Annotated in this window: 30 protein-coding genes; 10 read left to right on the top strand and 20 right to left on the bottom strand. The window is 41.3% G+C overall.

Translation table 11 applies throughout. The features are described 5' to 3' along the window. Window positions 1-275 (bottom strand): zf-HC2 domain-containing protein (locus P8610_RS14620; RefSeq protein WP_394605009.1); only part of this gene is annotated, 275 nt, incomplete at its 3' end. Further along, window positions 253-825: an RNA polymerase sigma factor gene (locus P8610_RS14625; RefSeq protein WP_394605010.1), complete on the bottom strand. Its 573-nt coding sequence runs from the start codon at window positions 823-825 to the stop codon at window positions 253-255. The genes P8610_RS14620 and P8610_RS14625, both read right to left, overlap by 23 nt. 226 nt (window positions 826-1,051) lie before the next feature. Between P8610_RS14625 and motA the strand changes: the two genes are divergently transcribed. Beyond that, entirely contained in the window at window positions 1,052-1,837 is a 786-nt protein-coding gene (gene motA, locus P8610_RS14630; protein ID WP_289496838.1) for a flagellar motor stator protein MotA, read from the top strand. Then, window positions 1,827-2,603, top strand: a complete 777-nt coding sequence (motB, locus tag P8610_RS14635) for a flagellar motor protein MotB (protein ID WP_394605087.1) — start codon at window positions 1,827-1,829, stop codon at window positions 2,601-2,603. The genes motA and motB overlap by 11 nt, the downstream gene beginning before the upstream one ends. 336 nt (window positions 2,604-2,939) lie before the next feature. On the opposite strand, the gene P8610_RS14640 is transcribed toward motB, so the two are convergent. Beyond that, entirely contained in the window at window positions 2,940-4,205 is a 1,266-nt protein-coding gene (locus tag P8610_RS14640; RefSeq protein ID WP_394605011.1) for a M48 family metallopeptidase, read from the bottom strand. An 85-nt stretch (window positions 4,206-4,290) separates the two neighbouring features. Further along, window positions 4,291-5,118, bottom strand: a complete 828-nt coding sequence (locus tag P8610_RS14645; RefSeq protein WP_394605012.1) for an HAD family hydrolase — start codon at window positions 5,116-5,118, stop codon at window positions 4,291-4,293. Between the two features lie 142 nt (window positions 5,119-5,260). On the opposite strand from P8610_RS14645, the gene P8610_RS14650 reads away from it, so the two are divergent. The 4 genes from P8610_RS14650 (at window position 5,261) to P8610_RS14665 (ending at window position 8,368) form a co-directional block, all read left to right on the top strand. Continuing rightward, a complete protein-coding gene (locus P8610_RS14650) occupies window positions 5,261-5,665 on the top strand; it encodes a GntR family transcriptional regulator (RefSeq protein WP_394605013.1) in 405 nt (134 codons plus the stop codon). After that, window positions 5,649-6,533, top strand: coding sequence for an ABC transporter ATP-binding protein (locus P8610_RS14655; protein WP_394605014.1), 885 nt, complete (start codon window positions 5,649-5,651; stop codon window positions 6,531-6,533). Before P8610_RS14650 ends, P8610_RS14655 begins: the two co-directional genes overlap by 17 nt. After that, on the top strand, window positions 6,523-7,581 hold the full coding sequence (locus tag P8610_RS14660) for a hypothetical protein (RefSeq protein WP_394605015.1): 1,059 nt from the start codon (window positions 6,523-6,525) through the stop codon (window positions 7,579-7,581). The genes P8610_RS14655 and P8610_RS14660 overlap by 11 nt, the downstream gene beginning before the upstream one ends. Before the next feature lie 94 nt (window positions 7,582-7,675). Beyond that, window positions 7,676-8,368 (top strand): DUF421 domain-containing protein, encoded by a 693-nt coding sequence (locus tag P8610_RS14665; protein WP_394605016.1) that lies wholly within the window; start codon window positions 7,676-7,678, stop codon window positions 8,366-8,368. A 29-nt stretch (window positions 8,369-8,397) separates the two neighbouring features. Here the strand turns inward: P8610_RS14665 and P8610_RS14670 are convergent, their stop codons facing one another. Next, complete coding sequence (locus P8610_RS14670; RefSeq protein WP_394605088.1) at window positions 8,398-9,237, bottom strand: glycerophosphodiester phosphodiesterase; 840 nt, start codon at window positions 9,235-9,237, stop codon at window positions 8,398-8,400. A gap of 337 nt (window positions 9,238-9,574) precedes the next feature. On the opposite strand from P8610_RS14670, the gene P8610_RS14675 reads away from it, so the two are divergent. Further along, window positions 9,575-9,706 (top strand): hypothetical protein, encoded by a 132-nt coding sequence (locus P8610_RS14675; protein WP_394605017.1) that lies wholly within the window; start codon window positions 9,575-9,577, stop codon window positions 9,704-9,706. A 15-nt stretch (window positions 9,707-9,721) separates the two neighbouring features. Here P8610_RS14675 and P8610_RS14680 read toward each other — a convergent pair whose 3' ends face one another. The 11 genes from P8610_RS14680 to P8610_RS14730 form a co-directional block, all read right to left on the bottom strand. Further along, window positions 9,722-10,588 (bottom strand): Cof-type HAD-IIB family hydrolase, encoded by an 867-nt coding sequence (locus P8610_RS14680; protein ID WP_394605018.1) that lies wholly within the window; start codon window positions 10,586-10,588, stop codon window positions 9,722-9,724. 140 nt (window positions 10,589-10,728) lie between these two features. Next, the gene (locus tag P8610_RS14685; protein ID WP_394605019.1) at window positions 10,729-10,863 is read right to left on the bottom strand and encodes a hypothetical protein; all 135 of its coding nucleotides are present in this window, start codon (window positions 10,861-10,863) and stop codon (window positions 10,729-10,731) included. A 96-nt stretch (window positions 10,864-10,959) separates the two neighbouring features. Continuing rightward, window positions 10,960-11,265, bottom strand: coding sequence for an AzlD domain-containing protein (locus P8610_RS14690; RefSeq protein ID WP_394605020.1), 306 nt, complete (start codon window positions 11,263-11,265; stop codon window positions 10,960-10,962). A gap of 1 nt (window position 11,266) precedes the next feature. Then, entirely contained in the window at window positions 11,267-11,980 is a 714-nt protein-coding gene (locus P8610_RS14695) for an AzlC family ABC transporter permease (RefSeq protein WP_394605089.1), read from the bottom strand. A gap of 89 nt (window positions 11,981-12,069) precedes the next feature. Then, a complete protein-coding gene (locus P8610_RS14700; protein ID WP_394605021.1) occupies window positions 12,070-13,134 on the bottom strand; it encodes an undecaprenyldiphospho-muramoylpentapeptide beta-N-acetylglucosaminyltransferase in 1,065 nt (354 codons plus the stop codon). Between the two features lie 438 nt (window positions 13,135-13,572). Then, window positions 13,573-15,006, bottom strand: coding sequence for a dihydrolipoyl dehydrogenase (gene lpdA / locus P8610_RS14705; protein ID WP_394605022.1), 1,434 nt, complete (start codon window positions 15,004-15,006; stop codon window positions 13,573-13,575). Next, the gene (locus P8610_RS14710) at window positions 15,007-16,281 is read right to left on the bottom strand and encodes a dihydrolipoamide acetyltransferase family protein (protein ID WP_394605023.1); all 1,275 of its coding nucleotides are present in this window, start codon (window positions 16,279-16,281) and stop codon (window positions 15,007-15,009) included. Window positions 16,282-16,293: 12 nt separating this feature from the next. Then, complete coding sequence (locus P8610_RS14715) at window positions 16,294-17,289, bottom strand: alpha-ketoacid dehydrogenase subunit beta (RefSeq protein ID WP_394605024.1); 996 nt, start codon at window positions 17,287-17,289, stop codon at window positions 16,294-16,296. Then, window positions 17,289-18,353 carry a pyruvate dehydrogenase (acetyl-transferring) E1 component subunit alpha gene (gene pdhA / locus P8610_RS14720; protein ID WP_394605025.1) on the bottom strand — a complete coding sequence of 355 codons (1,065 nt, stop codon included), beginning with the start codon at window positions 18,351-18,353 and terminating at the stop codon, window positions 17,289-17,291. The genes P8610_RS14715 and pdhA overlap by 1 nt, the downstream gene beginning before the upstream one ends. A gap of 15 nt (window positions 18,354-18,368) precedes the next feature. Beyond that, on the bottom strand, window positions 18,369-19,469 hold the full coding sequence (locus P8610_RS14725; RefSeq protein WP_289496858.1) for a Leu/Phe/Val dehydrogenase: 1,101 nt from the start codon (window positions 19,467-19,469) through the stop codon (window positions 18,369-18,371). 94 nt (window positions 19,470-19,563) lie between these two features. Beyond that, window positions 19,564-19,959 (bottom strand): thioesterase family protein, encoded by a 396-nt coding sequence (locus tag P8610_RS14730; protein WP_394605026.1) that lies wholly within the window; start codon window positions 19,957-19,959, stop codon window positions 19,564-19,566. A gap of 154 nt (window positions 19,960-20,113) precedes the next feature. Between P8610_RS14730 and P8610_RS14735 the strand changes: the two genes are divergently transcribed. Continuing rightward, the gene (locus tag P8610_RS14735; protein WP_394605027.1) at window positions 20,114-20,512 is read left to right on the top strand and encodes an HIT family protein; all 399 of its coding nucleotides are present in this window, start codon (window positions 20,114-20,116) and stop codon (window positions 20,510-20,512) included. Between the two features lie 132 nt (window positions 20,513-20,644). Here P8610_RS14735 and P8610_RS14740 read toward each other — a convergent pair whose 3' ends face one another. Both P8610_RS14740 and P8610_RS14745 read right to left on the bottom strand, forming a co-directional pair. Next, window positions 20,645-21,067 (bottom strand): peroxiredoxin-like family protein, encoded by a 423-nt coding sequence (locus P8610_RS14740; RefSeq protein ID WP_394605028.1) that lies wholly within the window; start codon window positions 21,065-21,067, stop codon window positions 20,645-20,647. Between the two features lie 156 nt (window positions 21,068-21,223). Next, complete coding sequence (locus P8610_RS14745; protein WP_394605029.1) at window positions 21,224-21,943, bottom strand: SDR family oxidoreductase; 720 nt, start codon at window positions 21,941-21,943, stop codon at window positions 21,224-21,226. 162 nt (window positions 21,944-22,105) lie between these two features. Between P8610_RS14745 and P8610_RS14750 the strand changes: the two genes are divergently transcribed. After that, complete coding sequence (locus P8610_RS14750) at window positions 22,106-22,264, top strand: hypothetical protein (protein WP_394605030.1); 159 nt, start codon at window positions 22,106-22,108, stop codon at window positions 22,262-22,264. Here P8610_RS14750 and P8610_RS14755 read toward each other — a convergent pair. Next, complete coding sequence (locus tag P8610_RS14755; protein ID WP_289496863.1) at window positions 22,261-23,595, bottom strand: sodium-dependent transporter; 1,335 nt, start codon at window positions 23,593-23,595, stop codon at window positions 22,261-22,263. The two genes, P8610_RS14750 and P8610_RS14755, sit on opposite strands and share 4 nt — an antisense overlap. 38 nt (window positions 23,596-23,633) lie before the next feature. Beyond that, window positions 23,634-24,584, bottom strand: coding sequence for an NAD(P)H-dependent flavin oxidoreductase (locus P8610_RS14760; RefSeq protein ID WP_394605031.1), 951 nt, complete (start codon window positions 24,582-24,584; stop codon window positions 23,634-23,636). Window positions 24,585-24,651: 67 nt separating this feature from the next. On the opposite strand from P8610_RS14760, the gene P8610_RS14765 reads away from it, so the two are divergent. Next, window positions 24,652-25,167 carry a gamma carbonic anhydrase family protein gene (locus P8610_RS14765; protein WP_394605032.1) on the top strand — a complete coding sequence of 172 codons (516 nt, stop codon included), beginning with the start codon at window positions 24,652-24,654 and terminating at the stop codon, window positions 25,165-25,167. Window positions 25,168-25,243 lie beyond the last annotated feature (76 nt).

Here is a 25,243-nt window from a genome sequence, read left to right on the forward strand (position 1 = left end):
TTTCTAGGGCCATCAGTCTGGATGCTTAGTTTAGGCTTATTTGACATTAAATCTTGATCCGCGGTTACATTTGCTAAAATACGTTCTTTCATACCTACTGGAGGGTCTGCCTCTTCTGATAAATATGGAAGATCTGCTGTTAGCTCTTGCCATTCAGCCCATTCTTCCTGGCAAACACTGCATTCTTTTAAGTGGCGTTCAAATGCTTTCTTTTCTTCATCTTCTAATATTCCGTTATAATAATCGAGCAGATTATCGCACATTTTCTGTTCCATATTTATCCCCCCTCTCTGCATAAATCTTTTTTAAGTGTTTCAGCGCTAAGCGTATCCTGCCTTTTACCGTTCCCAATGGAAGATTCTTTCGTTCAGCGATATCCGATTGAGAATACCCTTTAAAATAGAACATATCTACAATATCTTGCTGCTCTTCCGTTAAGGTGGAAACGGCCTGTTTCAATACTTCTCTTTCTTCGTTCCACATTACTGTATCTTCAATGCTTTCTTTACGTTCATAATCCAGATCTCTTTCAAGTATCTCAACTTCATTTTTCTGCTGTTTCCGTATTAAGTCGATGCAGGCATTTCTCGTTACCGTTAAAATCCATGAAGAAAACTTCCCTTTATCCTCAGAATAGATTCCCTTTTTTCGCCACAGTTTCATAAAAACGTCCTGAACCGCTTCTTCAGCTAACTCTTTTTGTTTTAACATTTTATATGAAAAAGAAAACAATAGCTTTTCGTATCGATCATAGAGCATTTCAAGGGCTTCTTTATTTTCTTCTTGAACCTTTTGATATAGTTCGTAATCAGAAGGTCTACCCATCTCTTGTCTCCTTTACTGCACACATAATTGTAGTTCTATCATATCAAAACGAGGCAATTTTTGTATTTTTTATGATGGATGTATATAGCTAACGTTTCAGGAATGGAGTTGGATCACACTTTTTCCATCTTTTATCATTAAGTTTCCTTGTATCTTTCCGATATAAAAGAAAATATAGCACAGCGTTTTAGATACAGAATTTAAAGATAAAGTGAGGCACATCATTATGGATCGCACAAGCTTAATTGGGGTCATTGTAGGCATTGTAGCCGTTGGGGTCGGAATGGTATTAAAAGGGGTCAGTCCGATTTCTCTGCTGAATCCAGCAGCATTGCTGATCATCTTTGCAGGGACCGCTGCAACCATACTTATTGCATTTCCACTGAATGAAATCAAAAAAATACCTGCACTTTTTAAGATTTTATTTCAAGAACAAAAGCTTATTGATATGAAAGATCTAATCACAATTTTTATTGAATGGGCTACGATCGCCCGTAAAGAAGGCTTGCTTGCATTAGAACCAAAAGCAGAAGAAGTGGATGACCCTTTTTTACAGCAAGGGATTAAAATGATCGTAGACGGTCAGCCGCCAGAATTTATTAAAGACGTTCTGATGAAGGACCTTGAAACGATGGAAGATCGACATGCAAGCAGCGCTACCATTTTCACGCAAGCTGGTACATATGCTCCAACACTAGGTGTTCTAGGTGCAGTAGTAGGATTAGTAGCAGCACTAAGCAACATGGCCGATATTACTGCACTGGGTAAAGCCATTTCTGCTGCATTTATCGCAACGCTTTTCGGTATTTTTTCCGGATACGTGTTATGGCACCCTTTCGCAAATAAATTAAAGCGCAAGTCAAAAAAAGAAGTCATGATCAAAGAGATCATGATTGAAGGTTTGTTATCCATTCAAGATGGAACTTCTCCAAAAATTTTAGAAGAAAAACTGTTAACGTATATTCCGACTAGCGAACGCGATCAATACAAAGCGGGTGGTTCTGTTGGGTAAAAAGAAAAAGCATCATGAGGAGCATGTGGACGAATCCTGGCTCATCCCTTATGCCGACATGCTTACGTTATTATTAGCGCTATTCATTGTTCTATTTGCGATGAGTGAGATCGATGCTCAAAAGTTTAAGCAAATGGCCAGCGCATTCCGAAATGAATTTACTAGCGGTACCGGCGTCATGGAAGAACAGGCACCTATTCCTACACCTGACTCCACTCCGATACCTGATGCTTTAAAAGAAGTAATCTCTAAGGAAGAAAAAGATCGTCTTGAAGAAGCGAAAAAAGAACTGGAAGCTTTAGAAGAACTGGAGAAAAAAATAAATGCGTATATCCAAACGAATCAACTAACCTCCAGTCTGCAAACAAAACTGACAGAGAACGGCTTATTGATTACCATTTTAGACAATGCTTTGTTCGATTCGGGAAGTGCGACTGTTAAAGCTGGCTCAAGGGAGATCGGCAAGAAGCTATCAGATCTCCTCGTTACCACGCCTCCAAGAAACATTGTTATTGCAGGCCACACGGACAACGTGCCGATCAGTACGTCTACCTTTCAATCCAACTGGGAGCTAAGCGCGTTAAGAGGAATCAACTTCATGCGGGTCTTATTGGAGAATCCAGGATTGAAGCCCAACCAAGTCAGCGCAAGCGGCTATGGCGAGTATCGTCCAAAAGCAGATAATAAAACAGCGGAAGGCCGTGGCAAGAACCGCCGCGTTGAAGTACTCGTGCTGCCTAATGTGAGCCTGCAAGCTGTGAAGTAGAAGGTTGGTTCTTAGGGTACTCGAGAATTTTCATGGCGAGCATAATCCTGCTTAGCGAGCGTAAATCTTGAGTTCTGCTCGTAAATCTTGAGTTCCGCTCGTAAATATTGGGTTCCGCTCGTAAATCTTGAGTTCCGCTCGTAAATATTGAGTTCCGCTCGTAAATATTGGGTTCCGCTCGTAAATATTGGGTTCCGCTCGTAAATCCTGGGTTCCGCTCGTAAATCTTGGGTTCCGCTCGTAAATCTTGAATAGTGCGCCTTACAAAAACATTAAAACCTAAAAACTGGCTTCCAAAGGTGTGGTTTCCCACTCCCTAGAGAGCCAGTTTTCATTTTATTCCATCTTATTACTCGTTTTATAACTATCTAAGAAATGAATGCGCTCTAACATGGTCGGGTGGCCATATAAAAACCACTTCACGATCTTAGGCGGGTTCACTTCGCTTAAACTGACTGTCGCAAGTTCTTGGAAAGCACCTACCGCGGCTTTCGAATCATTTGTCATCTGAATGGCATACAAATCTGCATCACGTTCAGCTTTTCGAGACACGGCATTCTCTACAGGAGACACCGCAAAACTCAACAATGAAAAAATCAAAAGCAATGCAGGCAATGCAGCTAAATCCCCTGCTCCTTTAATTCCCCATGACTTTCCATACTTATCTATCCATTTTCGGTAGATTATATTTCCAAGCCACAGCCCTAAAAACGAAAGGACGATTGAAGATATCAAATTCCAATAAAGATGGTTCATCACATAATGGCCGATCTCGTGGGCCATTACAAACAACACTTGGTTATCGGTTAACTTATTGAGTGTTGTGTCCCAAAGAACGATCCTTAAATTTGAACCGATCCCATTTACATAGGCATTAAGAGCGTTCGTTTTTTCTGACATGTTCACTTCATAAACATTTTCTGCAGGAATGTCTGCTCTTTCTGCAATATCAAGAATCTTGTCTTTTAACACTTCATCCTGCAGCGGATAAAATTTATTATAAAGCGGATCGATCACCACTGGCTGAATAAAGTACATAAATACTGTAAATGGAATGGATAGCAGCCAAGCGTATAGCCACCATCTTTTTTCGTATTTCTTAATGAGCCAGTACATTACTGCTACCATCACGGTTGTCAAAAGCCAGCTGAACCAGAAATCCACAAGTCCGTCTCTCATCCAGCTATGGAACGATTGCACAGATATGTTGAAGCTTTTTGAGACTGTAAAACTATAATAGCGCAGCGGGAACGTTAGCACCCAGCTAGCAAATGAAAGAAGAAGCACATAAATTCCTGTATGAACAATGGAAAACTTCGTTAATCCACTTGATGCTTTGCGGAACCATTTAGAAAGACCAAATCCTAGAACAAACAGGTAAATTAACCACTCTAGCGGAACGGAAATAAAGTATATAAAATCTTTTATTCTTGAAAAGTCTGTACTTAGCTCCAGTTCCCGGTCAGTCATAAATACAGCTGGATCTGCAGCAGATCCCTTCAAGTGAACAGGCAATGCTGAGTCTGCTCCTTGAAAAAGGTAAAACCACATCAATCCAGCGTATATCGCAAAGCCGAGTACAAACACGAACGATTTTTTCAAAGCCTACGCCCCCTTTTATACCTACTATAAAGTTTAGGGCGATTTGTCCAAATTAGAACAAGCTTTCAAAAATACTTGATAAAATTTACAGAGCATTAGCAAGTGTTGGTACGATATGCAAGTTGTCATGCTCTACCTCGATACGGTTTGGCTGAATATAAATAGCCTTTAGCCCCATGAGAAGTGCTGGTGCAATTTCGTTAATAAAATTATCACCAATCGATACAGCTTCATGAGGCTGTATTTCAAATTCGTCTAAAATGGCTTGCATCTTTTCTTTTGTCTTAAGCGGTTTTTCACCTTCTGTATATAAACGATGAAACAGGCCATCCAGCTGCAGCTCTTTTAATAAACGGTTAACGTCTTCTTTCTCACTGTTTGTTAAAAGGACTAATTTTTTTTCGCCCCTCAAGCGTTCTAATGCCTGTTTGAGTCCAGGTGTTTTCGTCAGTTCAAACTGATCGGTTACCATATATTCTTTTGTTGCGTTGTAGCACTCCCACGTGTCAGATTGCTTTAATCCGAAGTGCATCGCAGTTGCATAAGGAAGCCACCAGCCATCTCCTATTGCAATCAATCGTTCAAAATCATAAACCAGTTCACCTGAGAATTCTTTTTTGATCTTTTCATCTGGCCACTCTTGACCGTCAAATGACGACACCTTCGTCACTTGAAGCGTCATAGGATCAACCGTGACACTCGCATCGTTTTGGATATCATACACTTTTCCGATAGCAACAGGGTGTTTACCATTTTTCATGTTCTCATATGTATCCCAAAAAGCTTGCTTCTTATGATCAGGTACCCTTTTTTGCAGCAAACGGCAGTAATAATCAAAATGGTCTGTATCCTCATATAAAGTTCCGTCAAGATCGAATATGAGCAGCTTTGCTTCATCAATTATGTGTTTCACGTACATTCCTCCTCCTATTTATTGTAGTTTTCCCCATTTCAAAAAGTAAAGAAAAGCACGTTGACAGAAATTTACTTATCTTGTATGTTATAAGTGTACTATACACATTAATACACATATAGTATATAAAGGTGGGATATATATGATTTTAAATTTAGATCCCCGAAGCAATACTCCCATTTGGGAACAAGTTGTCCATCAGATCAAGGAACTGATATTGAAGGAAATTTTGTTGCCGGAAGATAAATTGCCTTCGGTAAGAGAGCTATCAGCTACATTATTAATCAATCCAAATACAGTGAGTAAAGCCTATCAAGAATTAGAGCGCCAAGGGATTATTGAGACGCTGCGCGGAAAAGGAACATTCGTATCTGCTTCGATCATACCAAGAGCAGATGACCAGAAGATAACTGAACTTAAGCAACAGCTTAAACAACTAATTATTGAAGCTTCCTATTTGGGCATCGATAACCAAACGTTATTAAAATGGCTAGAGAAATATTCAGAAGAGCTTGGAGGGAAAAACGGTCATGCTGAAAGTAAGTAATGTTAGTAAAACAATAGAAGGAAATATCGTTTTAAATGATGTGAATATTACACTTGAGCCTGGTACCATTGCAGGTCTAGTAGGCCGAAACGGTGTCGGGAAATCTACACTGCTTCGCGTTATCGCTGGGATTTTAGATCCTGATGAAGGAAAAGTTCTTTATAACGAAACCGATATTCATCAAGAGCCTCATATCAAGCAAAGAATTACGTATGTACCTGACTCAACTGAAATTTTAAAAAGCTATAGCGTTAAGGAAATTGTAATGCTGTATGATGCCATCTATGAAAATTTTGATGTGATGTATTTTTACTCACTTTTAGACCGTTTTAAGCTTCCGAAAAATAAAAAGCTACGAACATATTCAAAGGGCATGAAAGCACTCTTCTTAATGATTCTTTCCTTTTCAACGAAAGCCGATCTGATCATTTTAGATGAACCGACAAACGGACTCGATCCGATCGTAAAACGAAACATTCTGCAATTTATTATTGAAGAAGTAAGCGAGAGACAATTGTGCGTGCTGATTTCGACCCACCATTTAGAAGAGGTTGAAAAGATGGCAGATGTGCTGATCATGATTAAAGAAGGACGAATTGAGTCTACCACGTCCATAGAAGATGCCAAATCATCGTTTAGAAAAGTTCAAGTCGTTTATAAACACTCACTGCCAGAAAAGGTTGCTCACCTAAATAATGTGAACATCGTGAATCAAACAGGACGTGTGTACACATTGATGATTAAAGGAAACATTGAGGAGACACTTGATAAATTGCATCAGGAAAATCCTTTATTCATAGAAGAGCTTCCTATGACACTTGAAGACATTTTTATTTCATCACTTGGAGGTGAATCACATGTTTCATAAAGCATTGTGGATGAGAAACCAAAAACTTGGAAGTCCTGCGGTATGGGCAATGTACATTTCTTTGTTCCTCTTTTTGCCTTATTCGTTTTTTGGTAAAGCCCAAAGCATGTTATCCGAGAAGCGTAATCCGTATCCTGATTCGCCTGAAAACTATTACTTAAACTTCCATTTTATAGGAGCGGATATTGTCCTATTTTTATTCTTGATTGTAGGGTTAGCTGCGCTTTTAATAGGCAGTGAAAGAACAACTCATGCTACTGATCTAACGTTCTCACTTCCATTCAAACGTAAAGATATCTTTCTATCAAAGTGGATGTTCGGGTTAATCCATATTATTTCAGCACTGCTTCTAAACTTGTTATTATGTATGCTAATCGTAAAGTTTACGATATTATCAGAAGTTGTAGATACTTCTTTTGTTCTTGAATTTATGATAATTGTATTGCCTGTTTCTATCGCCATTTTTTCATTTAGTCTTTTTATCGGAACAATCGCAGGCAGCCTCGTCTCTCAATTGTTGCTTAGTGGAATATTTTTATTTTTTCCAATAGGATTTTTAATGTTGATTGTAACCTTTTTAGAATATCATGGAGTGTCACTGTACAATGTGAATAACCTTGAAAGCACACAAGCTTTCAAAGATATAATTACTAGTATAACGCTTCCGATGTCAATAATAGACTTCAGGTATTTTGTTGACGCATCACCTGAGAATCAGATGAATTCTTTAAACCGAATACCATTTGTTATGCTCTTCATCCCTTTTATATACACGATCACCTCCGTTTTAATTGGTACTTATCTGTTTAGCAGAACGAAAAACGAAAACAATGGCAGATTACTAGTTTTTGATAAAGGAAGAGGATTCTTTACTTTTGGTGTAATTCTATGTTTTGCATTAACATTTGGGATGCTCGGAGGCGGCATTTTCGGCGGTCACAATTCACCTTCTCTTATAGGGTACTACTTATCCGCAACAATTGGCGGCGTGCTGGCTTTCTTTATGCTAAAAAAATTGATTCATATACGTTTGCAATTCGGAAAGTAATGTTTAAGAGCGGCTAATCCTGGCCGCTCTTTTTTGTTTGCCTCTTTTTTCTTTGGGCATCCTGTTAACAGCATGTTTAAAATGAGGGATGACATTGGAAGGAATCTTAATAACCATCTACAGAACAGTTCTTGGCTTTGCCTTTTTGCTTTTACTAATGAGACTGCTTGGTAAAAAGCAACTCGGTGAACTGACGTTTTTTAACTATGCAACTGGAATCGCGATGGGAAATATTATCGGGGATATGGTCGTACATAAAGAGATTACCGTGTGGGAAAGTTTAGCTTCTCTCTCCTTTTGGGCGATAGCGGTATTTGGTATTGAATTTCTTAACCGGCACTCACCTCTCCTCACAAAACTGACAAAGAGCCAGCCAACAATTTTAATAAAAAAAGGGCAGCTGATGCAAAAAGAACTTAAACGAATGCAGATGTCGATGGACGATCTATTGATGCTGCTCAGGATCAGCTCAGTCTTTGACATTACAGATGTGGAATATGCCATCATGGAACCGAACGGCCAATTGAGCATTCTGAAGAAACCGCTCAAAGATTCTGTCACAAAAGGAGATTTAAATATTCCGCCAGAAGCACCTCTATATTTGCCGACCATGCTGATTTCAAACGGAGAAAAAATAGACCTGCCTTTTAAAGAATACAATCTTTCTGAAGAATGGTTTACTAGCCAGCTTAAGAGGGCCGGTTTTCAGGATGCAAAAGAAGTATTCTTTGCTCAGCTGCAGGATGACGGTGAAGTGTTTTTTGTGGAAAAAGAAAAAGGCAGCTGACTTTTTGTAATCAGCTGCTTTCTTCATTATTATTTTCCTTTTTTCACTTCATGCAGAAGGTCTGGGAAGTTTGTGAACATCCCTGTTACTCCCCAATCAATCAGCTTTTGCATTTCTTCTTTTTCGTTTACAGTATACGGATGGATCTCAAGTCCGTTTTGTACCACTTTTTGTACGTATTCTTTGTTGATCATAGAGCTATTTGGCCCAATCCCAATGGCATATTGTTTGATGGCTTGTACTTCAGCATCCGTTAATACTGCAGGAGATGTGTACCACATAAGCTGCACTAATTTTACAGAAGGGTCGATCTGATTCATCTTCAATAAGCTTTCAGAGCTGAACGATTGGACCAAAAGCTTGTCTTTATTAATGCCATACTCATTTACGACATCTACGAGTTTTTGTTCCATACCCGGATATACTTCTGGTGATTTTGTTTCGATATAATAATTCGCATTCTTACCAAACGTTTGGAACACTTCTTCTAACGTTGGAACTTGAAGACCTTCGTACTCAGCTTTTGCTCTCTCTGGATACTTTTCATTAAACCAGCTTCCTGCATCAAGCTCTTTAATCTCTTTTAGCGTATAATTTTTAACCTCACCTGTTCCGTTTGTTGTACGGTCAAGTGTTTCGTCATGCATCGCAATCAATTCGCCGTCTTTTGTCATCTGAAGGTCGACTTCAATATAGTCGCCATGCATTTTTTCTCCCATTTTATAAGAAGTAATCGTGTGTTCCGGTGCATGTCCAGAAGCTCCTCGGTGTGCTACATTAAGAATCTCTTTATCTTTCTCTTTCGCGTCAGCCACAGTAAAATCAGCTCCTATGAAACTCAGACTTAAAGCAAGTGCTCCTACAGTCATTTTGAATGCTTTTTTCACGATATTGCACTCTCCCTTTGTTATAAGTGAACTACTATGCCACTTTAACAAGGGAGTATAAAAGCACGTTTACACGAGGGTAAACCGCATGTAAAGATATTGTATATAAAAAAAGCCAGTTCGTCATGTTCGAACCAGCTTTTGTCAGTTTATTTTCTTTTCTATCCTCACTTGCAGGTTAATTGAGAATTGCAAGGAAACGTGCCTCTACTTCTTTACACGCACCGTGGAAAGGAAGTGGCTTCTTGAAATTCAAAATAGTAAAGAGCCATTATAAGTTGCATAAAAGACTTCACTGACAAGTTGATTGGAGTCTAGGATGCGAGACTCCTGGGGGATCAGCGGGACAGGTGAGACACCTAAGGGCAAAAGCTCCGAGGTGGCTCACCGCACGCCCCCCGGAAAGCGAGCATCTGAAACGGAAATCAACTACTTACATATACATCATTAGTTGCGCAAACAGCTTTTAATAATGAGGTTTATCTAAAAACCTCTTAATAGCAAACGCTACTCCACTCTCGTCATTTTCCTTCGTTACGAATGCAGCCATTTCTTTGATTTCATCGACTGCATTTCCCATCGCTACTGGAAACCCTGCAATTTCGAGCATAGACACATCGTTGTAGTTATCACCGATCGCCATCGTATTTTCTAAAGAGATTCCTTTTAATTCTGCGTATTTCTTTAAAGCTACCCCTTTTTGTGCTTCACTGTTTGTAATTTCTAAGTTGTTGTCAGCAGATGAACTGACAGCGAGCTCGCCTACACCTTTTAAATGCTGAAATGCTCGTTGAAGTTTTGCAGTGTCGCTAGAGAATGCTAAGAATTTATATACTTCTAAATCTTTTTCAACCATTAGCTTGTTAAAATCTCCTACAACACTAACGAGCCCCAAACGAAAACGGCGGAGCGCCGCTTTTTCAACATCGTCATCTGTTGCTTCAGGATTAGAAGTTAAAATGATATCCTTCATGACTTCAAAGGCTTTTTCACGATTATCCGTGTACGTACCTTTACTCGTGTATAACTCATAATAAATGTCTTCTTTATCCAAGATCTTCTTTATATCCTCATATTGCTCAAAAGTTAGAGGGATAGAAGAAAGGATTTCCCAGTCTGAAGACCTAATTTCCGCCCCATTGACACAAATTAGCGGCAAATGCAGCTCAGCATCTTCTAATGCATGTCTTGCTTCATCATAAGATCGTCCTGTTGCAATCACAACATGATGTCCTTCTTCTACAGCTTTTGAGATCGTTTCGCTGTTTTCTCTTGTGACTTTTAACTGCCTATTAACTAAAGTTCCATCCATATCAATTGCTATTAATTTCATCTAATCATCCTTTATTGCTTAGTCCATTAGTAAGTTTACCCCTAAATGAAAGGCATCTAATCATAGTCATGGTGCTAGTGAGCTTAAAAACCAACAAAAAAAGAGCTATTAATATCCATAGCTCTCCTCAGTTTTAACTTTTATAGATCTTTGTAGATAAATGATTGTACCATATCTGTTACTGCATGAAAAATTTCAACTGCTTGGAAAGACAGAACAGATAAAGCTGAGACGGAGAATAAACCTATAAGTACAAATCGAATTAAATGAGGCATTTCGTATCTCCTCCTTTTAATTGTGATTATACGCCCGTCTTTTTCGCAAATCAATTAATAAGGTGAATTATTTATAAAGTAAATTATGACAATAAACTACAAAAACGTAAATCCATACAAAACTAAGATGGAAGACAACACGACTAATATAACATTTAAGTTCAGCCATGCCGCGATAAAGGCTGCCGCTGCACCAATGATTCCATAAAAATAAGAATCAGGATTAATCGTTAACACACCCGGAAAGATAAGTGCGCCTAATATGGCAAAAGGAACGTTTTTCAAGATCCCTTGAACTTTCGGATGCAAATGATTCGTATGAAAGAGCACGAGTGGCAGCATTCTTGGAATATAGGTTACGATTCCCATTCCGATAATTACCCATATTAATTGGTCACTCACTCTATTCATCCCCTTTCATGAAAAACTCAATTGAAACAGCTGCAATAATCGTTGACAAAATAATACCCCAGCCACCGCTTAAAGCTGGAATCAGTGAGAAACAACAGTTTAAGATCGCTGCACTTGCTGCTAGAGCAATAACCTTCCTGCTTTTTTTGGCTGCTGGTACGAGCAGAGCAATAAACATTGCATAAAGTGCTATACCCATACTGTTTTGAAGGGACTGTGGCAAGCCTGACCCCATCACATATCCCACACCTGAAAACACAACCCAGCAGCTATATGCAACAAGTCCGAGACCAAGCAAATAGCTTCCTGTTATCTTTTTCTCTGGTGAAGTTGCAGCAACTGAAAAGGTTTCATCCGTAATGAAAAAAGCATATATCGCTTTTAACCATTTTGGGTCTTCTTCCGCCCTTTCTTTAAGAGAAGCTCTCATCAGAAGATGTCTGATATTCATGATGAACGTTGTGAGAATCAGCTCTGCGGCTCCGCTCGCTGCAGCAATCATCGATAATGCAATATATTGAGAAGCACCGGCAAATACAATAATACTCATTCCTACTGTTTCAAAAAGACTTAAACCTGCAGCTTTAGCAAGTAAACCAAATGTGAACGCAACAGGCATATAGCCGATCGCAATCGGCAAACCCGCTTGTATACCCTTTTTCCAATGACTAGAAGTTTGTTCTCTGTGTAAAGCAGGGCTTGGCATCATCTTTGTTCATCTCCGTCTTTGTATGGTATGAATTGTGTCTAAATTGTAGGGGGTCTGTCCCCGGGACAGACCCCCTACAATTTATTTTACTTCTCGCCTGTAATCGTACGAAGAATTAGATCTACACTATCAGATGCTTTAAAGCTTTCCATGTTTCGCTTAATATTCTCTTGATCAGACTTTAAGTCTTTTAGTGAAGAAATCAGCGTGGCTTTAGTTAGTTCTTCTTCATACAAAACGTGGCAATAGCCTTGTTTTTCAAAAGATTGTGCGTTAAGAATCTGATCTCCCCGGCTCGCCGCTCTTGAAAGAGGGATTAGCAGCATCGGAATCTTGAGTGTCAGCCATTCAAAGATACTGTTCGATCCAGCGCGCGAAATCACGAAGTCTGTCGTAGCAACAACATCTGGCAATTCACTTTGAATATATTCAAACTGATGATATCCTTCCGTGTTTTGCAGGCTTTCATCCAGATTTCCTTTACCGCAAATGTGTACGATTTGATAAGAACGAAGCAGTTCAGGCAGTCCTTCACGAAGGGCTTCATTAATTTTTCGCGCCCCTAAGCTTCCACCCATGATGGTTAAGACGGGCAGATGGCTTCTGAATCCCAAGAAAGAAAGTCCTTTTTCTTTAGAGCCTTGCAGAAGCTCATCGCGAATAGGTGATCCAGTTACAATGGCTTGCCCTGCTGCAAAATGTTTTTTGGCTTCGTCAAACGTAACAAAAATCTTTGAAGCAAACTTAGACGAAATTTTATTAGCTAGACCTGGTGTAATATCGGATTCATGAATGTAAACAGGAATGTTTCGCATCCTTGCTGCAATAACAACTGGAACAGCTACGAAACCGCCTTTTGAGAAAACAGCATCAGGCTTAATTTTGCCAAGCTTGAAATAAGCTTGTGCAACACCTGCCGCAACTTTAAAAGGATCTTTAATATTTTTTAAGTCAAAATAGCGACGCAGTTTTCCGCTAGAAATCCCGTAATACGGTACTTTTGTGCCATCTTGAATCAAGCTTTTTTCTATTCCATCAACAGAACCGATATAATGCAGGTCCCATCCCATTTTTTCTAATTTAGGTATTAATGCTAGATGCGGGGTTACGTGTCCAGCAGAACCACCGCCCGTTAAAACTAATTTCTTCAAACAGCATTCCTCACTTCTTTTATATCCGCGTGCTTGCTAAGAGCGGATTTTATCTTATCGCCATTTTAATATATGTAGCCAAAAAAAGAAAATGGCATGTGAGTGATAATTGTGTGTGAATTCTGATTGAGTTTCACTTTTAGTGTAAGCAGAAGTAATCTTGGCTGGGGAAATACATTGTTTAGCTTAGAATAGATGCCATTTAGGCTATCAAATCGGGTTTTCACTGATACAGGCTGGGGTATAGCAGCCGGCAATTCAAGAAATTTATGGATTAATCCTAGAAATTTCGGACTTATTTCGGCGAGTTTGGATGATAATCCAGCGAGTTTTAATCATATATCGGCGAGATGACATAACTCGACAAACTGCTGACAGCCATATACCCTCCACCCCAACAAAAAAACGGCCGAATAGACCGTTTTTTCACATCATCACTCAAACTGAGCTTTTCTCTTTTTTACGCGCTGGCGGTACATGGATCGCTTTTCCGCTCACGTTTTCAACAGCTTCCACCCATGCCTCGTTCAAAGCGGGATGTGCGTATATCGGATAAGCGAGATCTTCTTCACGCGCAACCATCTCCAGCGCGTACGTTCCTGCTTGGATCATCTCGATAGCGCCAGCTCCCATCATATGAATACCAAGCACAACATCGCTCTTCGCATCCATTACCATCTTGGACAGACCTTCTTTTTGACCAAGAATAGAAGCAAATCCGTTGCCGCTCATAGAGAATTGTCCGGTTTTTACTTCGTATCCTTCAGCAATTGCCTGTTCTTCTGTCAGCCCGACTGATGCAATTGGGGGATTCGTGTGCACCACATAAGGAACCAAACTTAAGTTGAACGCTGACCGAAGTCCTGCCATATGTTCAGCTGCGGTCTTTCCTTGTTTAATCGCTTTTGACGCTAACTTCATTCCAATCGTACAGTCCCCTGCTGCATAAATATTGCTTGCACTACTTTGGCTATGTTCGTTTACGATAATAAAACCTTTCTCGTCACGTTCGATTGAAATTGCTTCAAGACCAAGACCATCAACATTCGGTGAATAGCCAGCAGCATACAACACGTGGGAAGCTTCTACCGACACTTTCTCATCACCGTCTTTTGTCAACGTTACCGTCACGGTATCAGCAGTTTCCTCAGCGCTATCCCAACTATGATTCTTAAAGACTTTAATCTTGTTTTTCTTCAAAACACGCTGCAATTCTTTTTCGATGCTAGTGTCTAAACCAAAGCCTTCAGCTGGAACGACTATACTAACATCACTTCCAAGCTGCTTGTATGCCATAGCTGCCTCTAATGCGAAGTAGTCTTCACCATAAATTAAGAGACTTCCCGGAACCTCGTTCAGCTCCCACAACGTGTGCGGTGTCATCAGTCGGTTTGATAGTGATGCGTGATTTGGCAATAACGGTGAACTTCCTGTAGCGATAAGAGCGTGCTCGAATTCGTACATTTCAAAATGATGACCAGAGTCGATTCCGATTCGCTCACCTGACATAAAGGATGCCGTACCCGTTAAATACTCGATCTTGTTCGCTTTAATCAGCGCTTCTACTCCCTTTTGGAGTCCAGCTACAACAGAAGAAAAATAGTTTGTGAACGTATCATACTTAAAACTCGCGTCTGGCACTGAAATTCCCATCTGCTTGAATTGAGAGAGTGCTGAAAAATTAGCTGCTGTCTGTGTCAGGCTTTTAGAAGGAATACATCCTTTATGAAGACAAACACCGCCTAGCTTTTCTTTTTCAATCAGCGTGACTTCCATTCCAAGCTGAGCCGCTCGGATCGCTGCATGGTATCCGCCAGGTCCGCCACCGATAATCACCAGCTGTCGTTTTGTTGCAAAATCACCTACAACCATCTATATCAGCTCCAGTGTCATGAAGTAAGGATTCTCGATGAGTTCTTTTACACGATTCGTGAACATAACAGCCGTTGCTCCGTCTGCCACACGGTGATCGAATGACATGGATACGTTCATCATCGAACGGATAACAATCTCGTTGCCGACAACTACTGGCGTTTTCTTAGTTTTATGAAAAGCCATAAGCGCCACTTCTGGGTGATTGATAATTGGTGTCGCTGCAATCGATCCAAGCGGTCCAACGTTGGATATTGTAAACGTGCCACCCGTCATATCTGAACTCTTCAACTTGTTTGTCTTAGCACGCGTGATTTTGTCTTTCATGTCATGCGCAATGTCTCTTACATTTCTCTGTTCCACATGAGAGATTACCGGTACGATCAGACCTTCATCAGAGTCAGTGGCGATGCCGATATTTACGTTTTTCTCTAATCGAATCACTTCATTCTCTTCATCCAGCTTAGCGTTGAAAATCGGGAAGTCTTTTAGCGCGATTTGAATAGCTTTTACAAAAAAAGCAGCAACGGACACGTTCATGCCGCGTTTGTTTTCAGGATCCATCGCTTTTAGCTGTTTCTTTAGCTCCATTACTGCCGTCACGTCGATTTCTTCAAAATGGGTAACGTGCGGAATCGTCGCAAGAGATTGAACCATTTTCTTGGCGATCTGTTTTCTGCGTCCTTTAAACGGAATCTCTTCCGCATTTTTTGTCGCAAATGATGGAGCTGTATTCACTTCTTCAAGAGCTGCAGTCTCTATTTTCTCTTCTGCTTTTGGTGCTGAGCCATTCTCGATAAAGTTATACACGTCCTGATCGGTTACACGCCCGCCAGCTCCTGTGCCGGTAATCTGTTCAATATCCACACCGTTTTCACGCGCAATTTTTCTTGTAAAAGGAGCTGCAAGAACACGCTTGTTCAGTGTTGCGATGCCTCCTGCAAATGTGGTGTTGCTTGGAGCTTTGACGATTTTATCAACGACTGGCTGTTCTGAAGCATTCACCTTGTCTTCTGCTTTTGAAGATGGTGACGTTGTTGAAGCCGCTTCGATCGTTAAAATAACCGATCCGACTGTTACCACATCACCTTCTTTTACCTTGATGTCTTTAATCGTTCCGGCTGCAGGTGAAGGAAGTTCTGCCGTTACTTTATCCGTTTGTACTTCTACTAGCGGCTGGTCAATTTTTACGGAATCGCCTGTTTTTACAAAAAAGTGAATGACTTCTCCCTCGTGCATACCTTCTCCGATATCATGCAATTTCACTTCTACCACTGAACTCACCTCCTAAAATTGCGTTACTTTTTCAATCGCCTGCACAACACGTTCTGCGCTCGGCAGATAGTGATCTTCCAGTGCAAACATCGGTACTGGTGTATCGAACCCTGTTACGCGCTCGATTGGCGCTTTCATATAAAGGAAAGATGTATCGTTAATGAGTGACATGATGGTCTCGCCAAGTCCGCCGGTTCCCGGTGCTTCGTGAACAATTACTGCACGGCCTGTTTTTTGAACGCTCTCTGCAATCATGTCTTTATCTAACGGATAAAGGGAACGAAGGTCGATCACATCACACTTGATGCCTTTTTCTTCTGCATTCTTCGCAGCTTTCATTACGACATCGATCATCGCACCGTATGCAAAAACCGTTACATCGTCCCCTTCCTGAAGACGAGCTGCTTTTCCGAGCGGAACATTGTACTTGCCATCAGGAACATCCATCTTTGTACTTCTATAACAGCGCATCGGCTCTAAGAATAAAACCGGGTCTGGATCTTCAATCGCAGAAATCAGCATGCCTTTTGCGTCGTAAGGATTAGAAGGAACAACAACTTTCATTCCTGGCATTCCCGTAAATAGTGCTTCAACGGAATCTGAGTGGATTTCCGGTGCGCGCACGCCTGCTCCAAAAGGTGCACGAATGACCATCGGCACGGTAAAAGAGCCAAGCGTTCTCGCACGAATTCGGGATGCATGTGTCATGATCTGGTTAAACGCTGGATAGATGAACCCAAGGAATTGCATTTCAGCGATCGGTTTGAATCCGTTCATCGCAAGTCCGATTGATGTCCCGATAATGCCAGACTCGGCAAGCGGTGTATCAATAACGCGCTTTTCACCAAATTCAGCAACAAGGCCGTCCGTTGCACGGAACACTCCGCCATTTTGACCAACGTCTTCGCCAAGCACGATTACGTTTTCCTGCTCTTTCATCATTACTCTCATGCCGTCTGTTACGGCTTGAACCATCGTTAATTTCTTCGTATCAACTGCCGTTGTCATTAGCGATCACCTCTTGAATGAGCGTATGCTTTCTTTTGGCTTTCAATCGGCCAAGGATTTTCCGCAAAAACATGATCAAACACATCATTATAATGTGGTGCTGGCGTCTCTTCCATTTCTTTTACCGCTGCTTCTATCTCAGCTGTTAGTGATTCTTGGAGGTCTGCAGCCCATTTCTCATCCCACATGTTTTCGTTTTTCATAAAACGTTCTAGTCGTAAAATCGGATCTGTCGTTTCACGGCGACTTGTTGACTCGTCTTGGTTTCTATATTTAGAAGGATCATCAGCGGTTGTATGTGCGCCATAACGCCACGTTACTGCCTCAATGAGTGTCGGTCCTTCTCCTTTTCGCGCCCGTTCAACTGCAGTACGCGTGTGGAAGTAGACAGCAAACACATCATTTCCGTCTAGACGAACGCCTTCCATCTCATAAGCTACCGCTTTCTGAGCGATCGTTTTACTTTTCATCTGCTTTTCAATCGGAACCGAAATCGCGAATCCATTGTTTTGGTTAAAGAAAATAACAGGTGCATTGAACACGCTCGCAAAGTTTAATCCTTCATGAAAATCTCCTTCAGAAGTTGCACCGTCACCAAAGTAAACGATGGAAGCGCGGTCTGTTCCTTTTAACTTTTCAGCCCAAGCTGCACCCGTTGCATGCAGAAGCTGTGACGCGATCGGAACGGCTGGAGGGAATATGTTCTTTCCTTCTGGCGGAATACACCCTTCTTGGCGTCCTTTCCAATAAAGGAAGAGTGTTTTTAGCGAATGTCCAAAAGTCATTGTAGCCGCATGATCACGATAGGTCGGGAACATCCAGTCACCCTCACCCATAGCCATGGCGCTTCCGATCTGTGACGCTTCTTGGCCCTCAAACGGAACGTACGTACCAATCCGCCCTTGACGCTGAAGGTTTACCCCTTTGCGGTCAAAAAGTCTTGAACGAAGCATCTTCGTATAAAGCTCTTTCGTCAGTTCCTCTGTGATCTCACCGCGGTATGTTTCATCATTCCACTCGCCGTTCTCATTAATGATCTGCAATTTCGGAAATAACTTTTCCATGGTTAAAGTCCCTCCTTAGTTTCGAACCTGCCATTTTGGTCTTCTGTTATGAGCAAAAAAGCTGTTGCGTTTTGTTCTAGCAGCAAGCTTCTCTTCACAGAAAAGGTTAGCGGCTTCCATCGTTGAAATATTGTTTCTCGTGCTCTCACTATAAATCTGGATCAAGCTATCATAGATCGCTCTAGTTTTGGTTAAAACGCGTGCCTTGTTCGGCCCGTACAGTTCATCAGCCACCTGAATTAAGCCGCCAGCGTTTACGATATAATCCGGTCCATAAAGAATGCCTTGCTGCTGCAGATAGAGACCGTGTTTGTCTTCAAGAAGCTGGTTGTTGGCGCTTCCTACGATCGCTTTTACTTTTAACTTGTCAATCGTCTCGTCGTTAATGATTCCGCCAAGTGCGCACGGAATAAAGATATCTGCATCTACTCCATAAATGTCGTTTCCTTCTACAACTTCCACATTCCCAGGCAGTAATTCTGCTCTTTCTTGAATCATTTTTAACGCGTTTTCATTAATGTCTGTTACATAGATTTGTGCGCCTGCTGCGAGTAACTGTTCAGCAACTTTAAATCCTACTTTTCCTAATCCTTGAATAGAATAAGCTTTGCCTGCTAATTCGTCCGTCCCTTCAAGCGTTTGGATTGTTGCTTGAAGACCGTAAATTACCCCTTGAGCCGTTGGAACAGAAGAGTCACCGCTTCCGCCATATTCTTCTGGAACACCGACGATACAGTTTGTTTCTTTTAACGCATGAACAAAATCATCAGGCGTCGTCCCCATGTCCGTTCCTGTGTAAAATCTTCCGTTTAACGAATCAACGAATTGACCGAAAGCACGGAACAACTCTGGTGATTTATCAGAAGTGGGATCTCCGATAATGACTGATTTTCCGCCTCCAAAGTCCACGTCTGCCCCTGCACACTTGTACGTCATTCCTTTTGAAAGGCGTAGAACATCTTCAAGTGCTTCGTCAACTGACGCATATGGCCTCATCCTGCATCCGCCAAGAGCAGGTCCAAGCGTTGTATTATGTATAGCAATGATTGCCTTGAGACCTGTCGATGGATCGTTACAAAAAACAACTTGCTCGTGCTGTGATATTTTTTCAAACATGTGTAAATCCCCCTAGTATGTCTCTTCTCACTTTGCTTCTCTTTTGCTTTGCTGCTTTAAAGTGTAAGCGCTTTCATTAAAATGCAAAAAAATATTATATTTTCATCTCTTCAATTTTCTGTGCGATCGCTACTCTTGGCAGGATATACTGCGTAACTTCTCCCTCACCCGCAACCGCTTTTCCGTTATAGACGGTCACATCACAGATGACAGCTTTCCCGTTTATTTCTCTCAATGTGGCTGTAACTGAAAGTTCGGCGCCTTCTGGAGTCGGTGCCATATGTTTGGCCGCTATCCCCCCGCCGATTCCTTCCTCATGTTCTTCAAGATATGGCAATATGATCTGTCGAGCTGCCCACTCCATATGGTAAACCATGCTGACAGTCGAATATGCTGGATGAACCAGCTTCCCTTCAAATTGAGCAAACATATCGGGTGTAACGGTAGCTGTGATGGTAGCCGTTTGGCCTACCTCCATGCCTGGTTTCATGCACACACCTCATATCTTTCATCTAATTTATATAACGTTTTCTTAACGTAATCATATCATTTTGTGTGATAGTCGGTCAATGAATCGCCTGAATTGTTCTGTTTGTAAGGAATATGAAAAATGTGCAAAAATGGTTGTGGAGGTGTGCTAACTGATGAATGAGTGTTTATTCTGTAATCCGATGAGTTTTCCTAAGCAAAAAATAGTGTTAGAGAATGATAGCTGCTACTTTCTGCAAAGTCCGAAAGCACAAGATATCTTGGAAGGTGCAGGCTTAATTATTCCGAAGGCCCATAAAGAAACCGTATTTGATTTAAGTGAAAAAGAGTGGACAGACACATACGAATTGATGCAGAAAGCGAAGAAATTGTTGGATATGGAGTATGAACCAGACGGTTACAGCACGGGCTGGAACGTCAATCCAGTCGGCGGCCAAAGTATTCCGCATGCACATTTTCACATCATACCTCGATTTAGCGATGAGCCGTTTGCTGGTAGAGGAATCCGGTCGTGGATCAAGTCCGAGGCCAACCGCAGGCCAGGTAAGGTATAAGCTGCTATTCTTTTTTATGTGATTGGTGCTCTTTTTTATGTGATTAATAGTCTTTTTTATGTGATTAAGAATAGCTCCCTACTCTAAGCATTAAAAAGCTGATACAGCATGCATGCCATATCAGCTTTATTCTTAACGTTTCTGTAGTTGCTTCAATACTTCGTCCACTTTGGCATGATCTTCAGGAGAATCATCCATGTGCTTCCACAAAACCTCACCATTCCGATCAAACACCCATGAACTTCCTTGAACATTTACATCCTGATTTTTAACAGCGCTTAAGAAATGCTTTCTTTCATCCTTTTCTTTTGGCACAATATCGCTTATTTTGACTTCACCTTTTAAGAGATCCGCACCTACAGCCAGCATACTTTTCACTGTGGACATGTGGTGGTTCCCCATCTCATGGTAAACGTTCAGTTCAGGGTCGCCGTAAATTTCAAACGGAAACACACCATGTACATCCAAGAACTCTTGAATCTGCTGACGATTGGCCGGTGAAACAACTACTACTTTTACCGACAATCTATCAAACTCCTCATATGTCTCACGCAACTGCGCAAGGAACTCCTGATAGTACGGTCAGCCGAGGTGTCTGACTAACACAACGAACGTTTTGTCATCTCCAAACAAATCATGAAGGACAACAGACTCTGAACTTTTAACAGATACCAGTTGTTGATCTAGTTTCATCAAAATAGCCTCCTTGTATTAAACGTTCGGATATTCCTGAGAAAGAGGGTGAAGCATGAGCTCATCCACAACCATATGTTTTGGGGCGCTTGCCATGTAAGCTACTGCCTCTGCAATATCATCCACCTTCAGCCAGTCTTCTTTAAAATCGAGACCAGGCTCAGAGTCAGCAAAATACGTGTCAATGGCACCAGGGTTCACTGTACCCACACGAACACCAAACTCCCTAAGCTCTTGTGCAAGAGAACCTGAAAATCCTTGTACCGCGTATTTTGTGGCTGTATAAACAGAGCCATTCGCAATCGTTCTGCGCCCAACATCAGATGAGATTGTGATGATCGTGCCTTCTTTACGCTCTTTCATATGTGGAACAACCGCTGTACTACATAAGAATACACCTTGAACGTTAACTTCAAACATATGTTTAAAATCAGCTAAAGAATGCTCTTCTGCCAGCTTAAACTGGCCTACTCCTGCATTGTTTACTAAAATATCAACTTGTCCGTATTTATCAAACGTTTGTTTAAAGAGATCAGCAACATCTTCCTCATTTGTTACATCTGCTTTAACCGCTAGTACTTCATAGCCTTTATCTTTTAACTTCTCTGCTGTTTTAAAAATATCATCTGAGGAACCAACTACAGTTAACTTGGCACCTAGACTTCCTAATTTCTCTGCGATTGCTCTGCCACACCCGCGAGATGCACCTGTTACGACCGCTATTTTTTCATTAATCATGATAAAACCTTCCTTTCACAGCTTTGTTACTTTTCACCCTATTATAAACATGAAAAAGACGCAGCACCAAATTCGGTCTGCGTCTTTCTTTAACAATAAAGACTAAAATTAATAGTGTGTTGCTTTTGTTCATTTTGTTACTTCTTTGACAAGTTGATTGGAGTGCAAGGTGCGAGACTCCTGCGGGACGAGCGGTCAGGTGAGACCCTTAAAGGCGCAAAGCGGCAAGGGGCTCACCGGTCGCCCCGCGGAAAGCGAGCATCCTGGAACGGAAATCAACTGCTTTCAAGAGCATCAAAGATTGCGGAAACAGTCTATTAAAACAACCCAAGCGTATTAAAGAATACAATGACGATGATAACTGGTACGATATAGCGAATCAGCATCAGCCATAATGCGAAACCTCTTTTTGTCACAGAAGAACCTGCTCTGAATTCCTCCAAAAGCATTTCTTTTGGATATCGGTAACCTACGAATAGAGCGATGAATAATGCTCCTAGTGGCAGCAAGATGTTACTAACCAAGAAGTCTAATAGATCGAAAATTGTTTTACCGAAAAGTGTTACATCTGATAGTACACCCATTGAAAGTGCTGATGGAACCCCAGCAGCAAAGATAAGCACACCGATGATCCAAGACCATTTTGCACGGTTTGACAGCTCACCCTTTGTAATGGATGCCACAATGATTTCAAGCATAGAGAACGCTGAAGTTAACGTTGCAAACAAGAACAGCGCCAAGAATACGATAAAGAAAAACTGTCCAAAGACAATTTGATCAAATACAGCCGGAAGAACAACGAACAACAATCCAGGACCTTCTGTCGGCTCTAGACCTAGAGAGAACACTCCTGGGAAGATCGCCAATCCAGCTAATAGCGAAATCAAAACGTTCAGCAAAACGATCGTTGTTGCAGATTTTGTTAAGCTCTCTTTTTTACTCAAGTACGAGCTGTACGTAACCATTACGGAAATACCGACACTCAACGAGAAGAACGATTGTCCTAACGCAAAAAGAATGTCGTCCGCCCCAATCTTTGAGAAGTCTGGGAATAAGAAGAACTTAACGCCTTCCATCGCGTTATCCAGTGTCAGTGAACGAATGATCAATACGGCAAACAACACAAAAAGTGCTGGCATCATAATCTGATTCGCTTTTTCAATACCGTTCTTAATTCCGCGGCTTACAACAAAGATCGTAATCATCATAAAGACGAATTGAGAGATTAATACTGGCCAAGGACTTGAAATCGATTCTCCAAAAAGAGCACCAAAATCATGGTTAAAGAAGTCACCTGAAAAGCTTTTGCTAAGATAAAGTACGATCCAGCCTCCAATAACACTGTAAAAAGATAATAAGATAAATGCAGTTGCTACACCCATTCTGCCTAGCCAAGGCCATGCAGAACCTGGAGCGATCGTCCGGTAAGCGGAAACCGCCTCTTTTTGTGCTCCTCGCCCGATAACAAATTCAGCCATCAAAAGCGGAAAACCAACTAAGAACGTAAACAATAAAAAGATAAGGAAAAAGGCTCCTCCACCACTTGTACCCGCTACGTAAGGAAATTTCCAAATCGCTCCGAGTCCGATTGCGGATCCTGCTGCAGCTAAAATAAAGGCTAATTTCGACGTCCACTGGTCTTGCTGTTTCATAATTAAATACTACCTCCCCTGTTACAAATACAACTAGCTTATATTAAACGTTTGTTTAACAAACTAACTGTTTCTTGCGCTTCTTTCATCATGGTTTCAAGCAGTTCTTTCACACTTGGTACATCTTTAATTGACCCTGCGATCTGTCCGCTATTAATAAAACCGTTCTCTAAGTCCCCTTTTACAGCTCCTAAAATATGATGGTCTTCTGAGGTGTGTGTTAAAAATTCTTCAGGTGTGACGCCATTTTTTTCAAGCTGAATCAGCTTTTGAGCATAAGGTGTATCGTAAATTCTTCTGATCTTGCCAGTCGAGCGGCCGACGATTAACGTTTTTGTATCATCTGACTCAATTAATGAAGTTTTGTAGATATCGTGAAAAGGTGCTTCTTTTGTGGCGATAAAACGGGTTCCCATCTGCACGCCTTGTGCTCCTAACGCGAAGGCTGCAGCCAAACCGCTTCCGTCTGCAATTCCTCCAGCAGCAATGACCGGTATGGCCACACTTCGGGAAACTTGAGGCAGAAGCACCATTGTTGTCGTCTCGTAAGGAGAGTTCAGACCTGCTGCTTCATAACCTTCAGCTACAAGGATATCCGCTCCTGCCGCCTCTGCTTTTTGCGCATGATAGACAGAAGCAACAACGCAAATAATCTTGGTTTCATGTTCCTTCAATTTTGCTATGTAAGGTGCCGGATTACCCGCCGAAAGAGAAACAACTTCGACTTTATGCTTGATCAGAAGTCTTAAGATTTCTTTTACATTCGATGCAACGGTTAAAGGTACATTAACAGCAAATGGCTTGTCTGTCATCCCCTTTGTTGCAATTATCAGATTCTCTACCTCTTCAGGTGACATCGTGCCAGCCCCAATTGTGCCCAATCCACCTGCATTTGAGATAGCAGAAGCTAGCTCTGCATTGCTAACATTTCCCATACCACCTTGAATGATAGGGTACTTAATGTTTAATTTTTCGCAGATGAGATTCAAATTTCCCGCCTCCCATTCTTACCTTTGTTATACTGAACCTATATACCTGTAATTAAGGAGGCTCATTATGAAATACACATTTAATGGTAAAACGCCAAACGTTAATGAAAGCGCTTTTATCGCTCCTGGTGCACACGTTATCGGTGACGTAACAATTGGCGAAGGAGCAAGCATCTGGTTTAACTCTGTTCTTCGCGGTGATGAAGGACCGATCTCCATCGGTAAAAAAACAAACGTTCAAGACAACTGCACCCTTCACTTGTATGAAGGCTACCCGCTTGTCTTAGAAGATGAAGTATCGATCGGACACAACGTGATCCTGCACGGCTGTACTGTAAAAAAAGGTGCTCTCGTTGGCATGGGTTCTACCATTCTTGATGGTGTAGAAATCGGTGAACAGGCCTTTATCGGTGCAAACACTCTCATTCCACCAGGTAAAAAAATCCCGCCAAGAGTAATGGTTATGGGTTCCCCCGGTAAAGTTATCCGTGAACTGAACGACGAAGACCTGAAACTGATCCAACTTACGATCGACACGTATTACGAGAAAGGACAGCAGTTTGCTACTGAATTAAAAAAATAATTTATTGGGAAGCACTTTCGTTCATAAATCCGAAAGTGCTTCTATTTTGCTATTTTTTAATGGCTAGTTATTATTC

The sequence above is a fragment of the Fictibacillus sp. UD genome, assembly GCF_043558025.1.
Lineage (GTDB): Bacteria > Bacillota > Bacilli > Bacillales > Fictibacillaceae > Fictibacillus.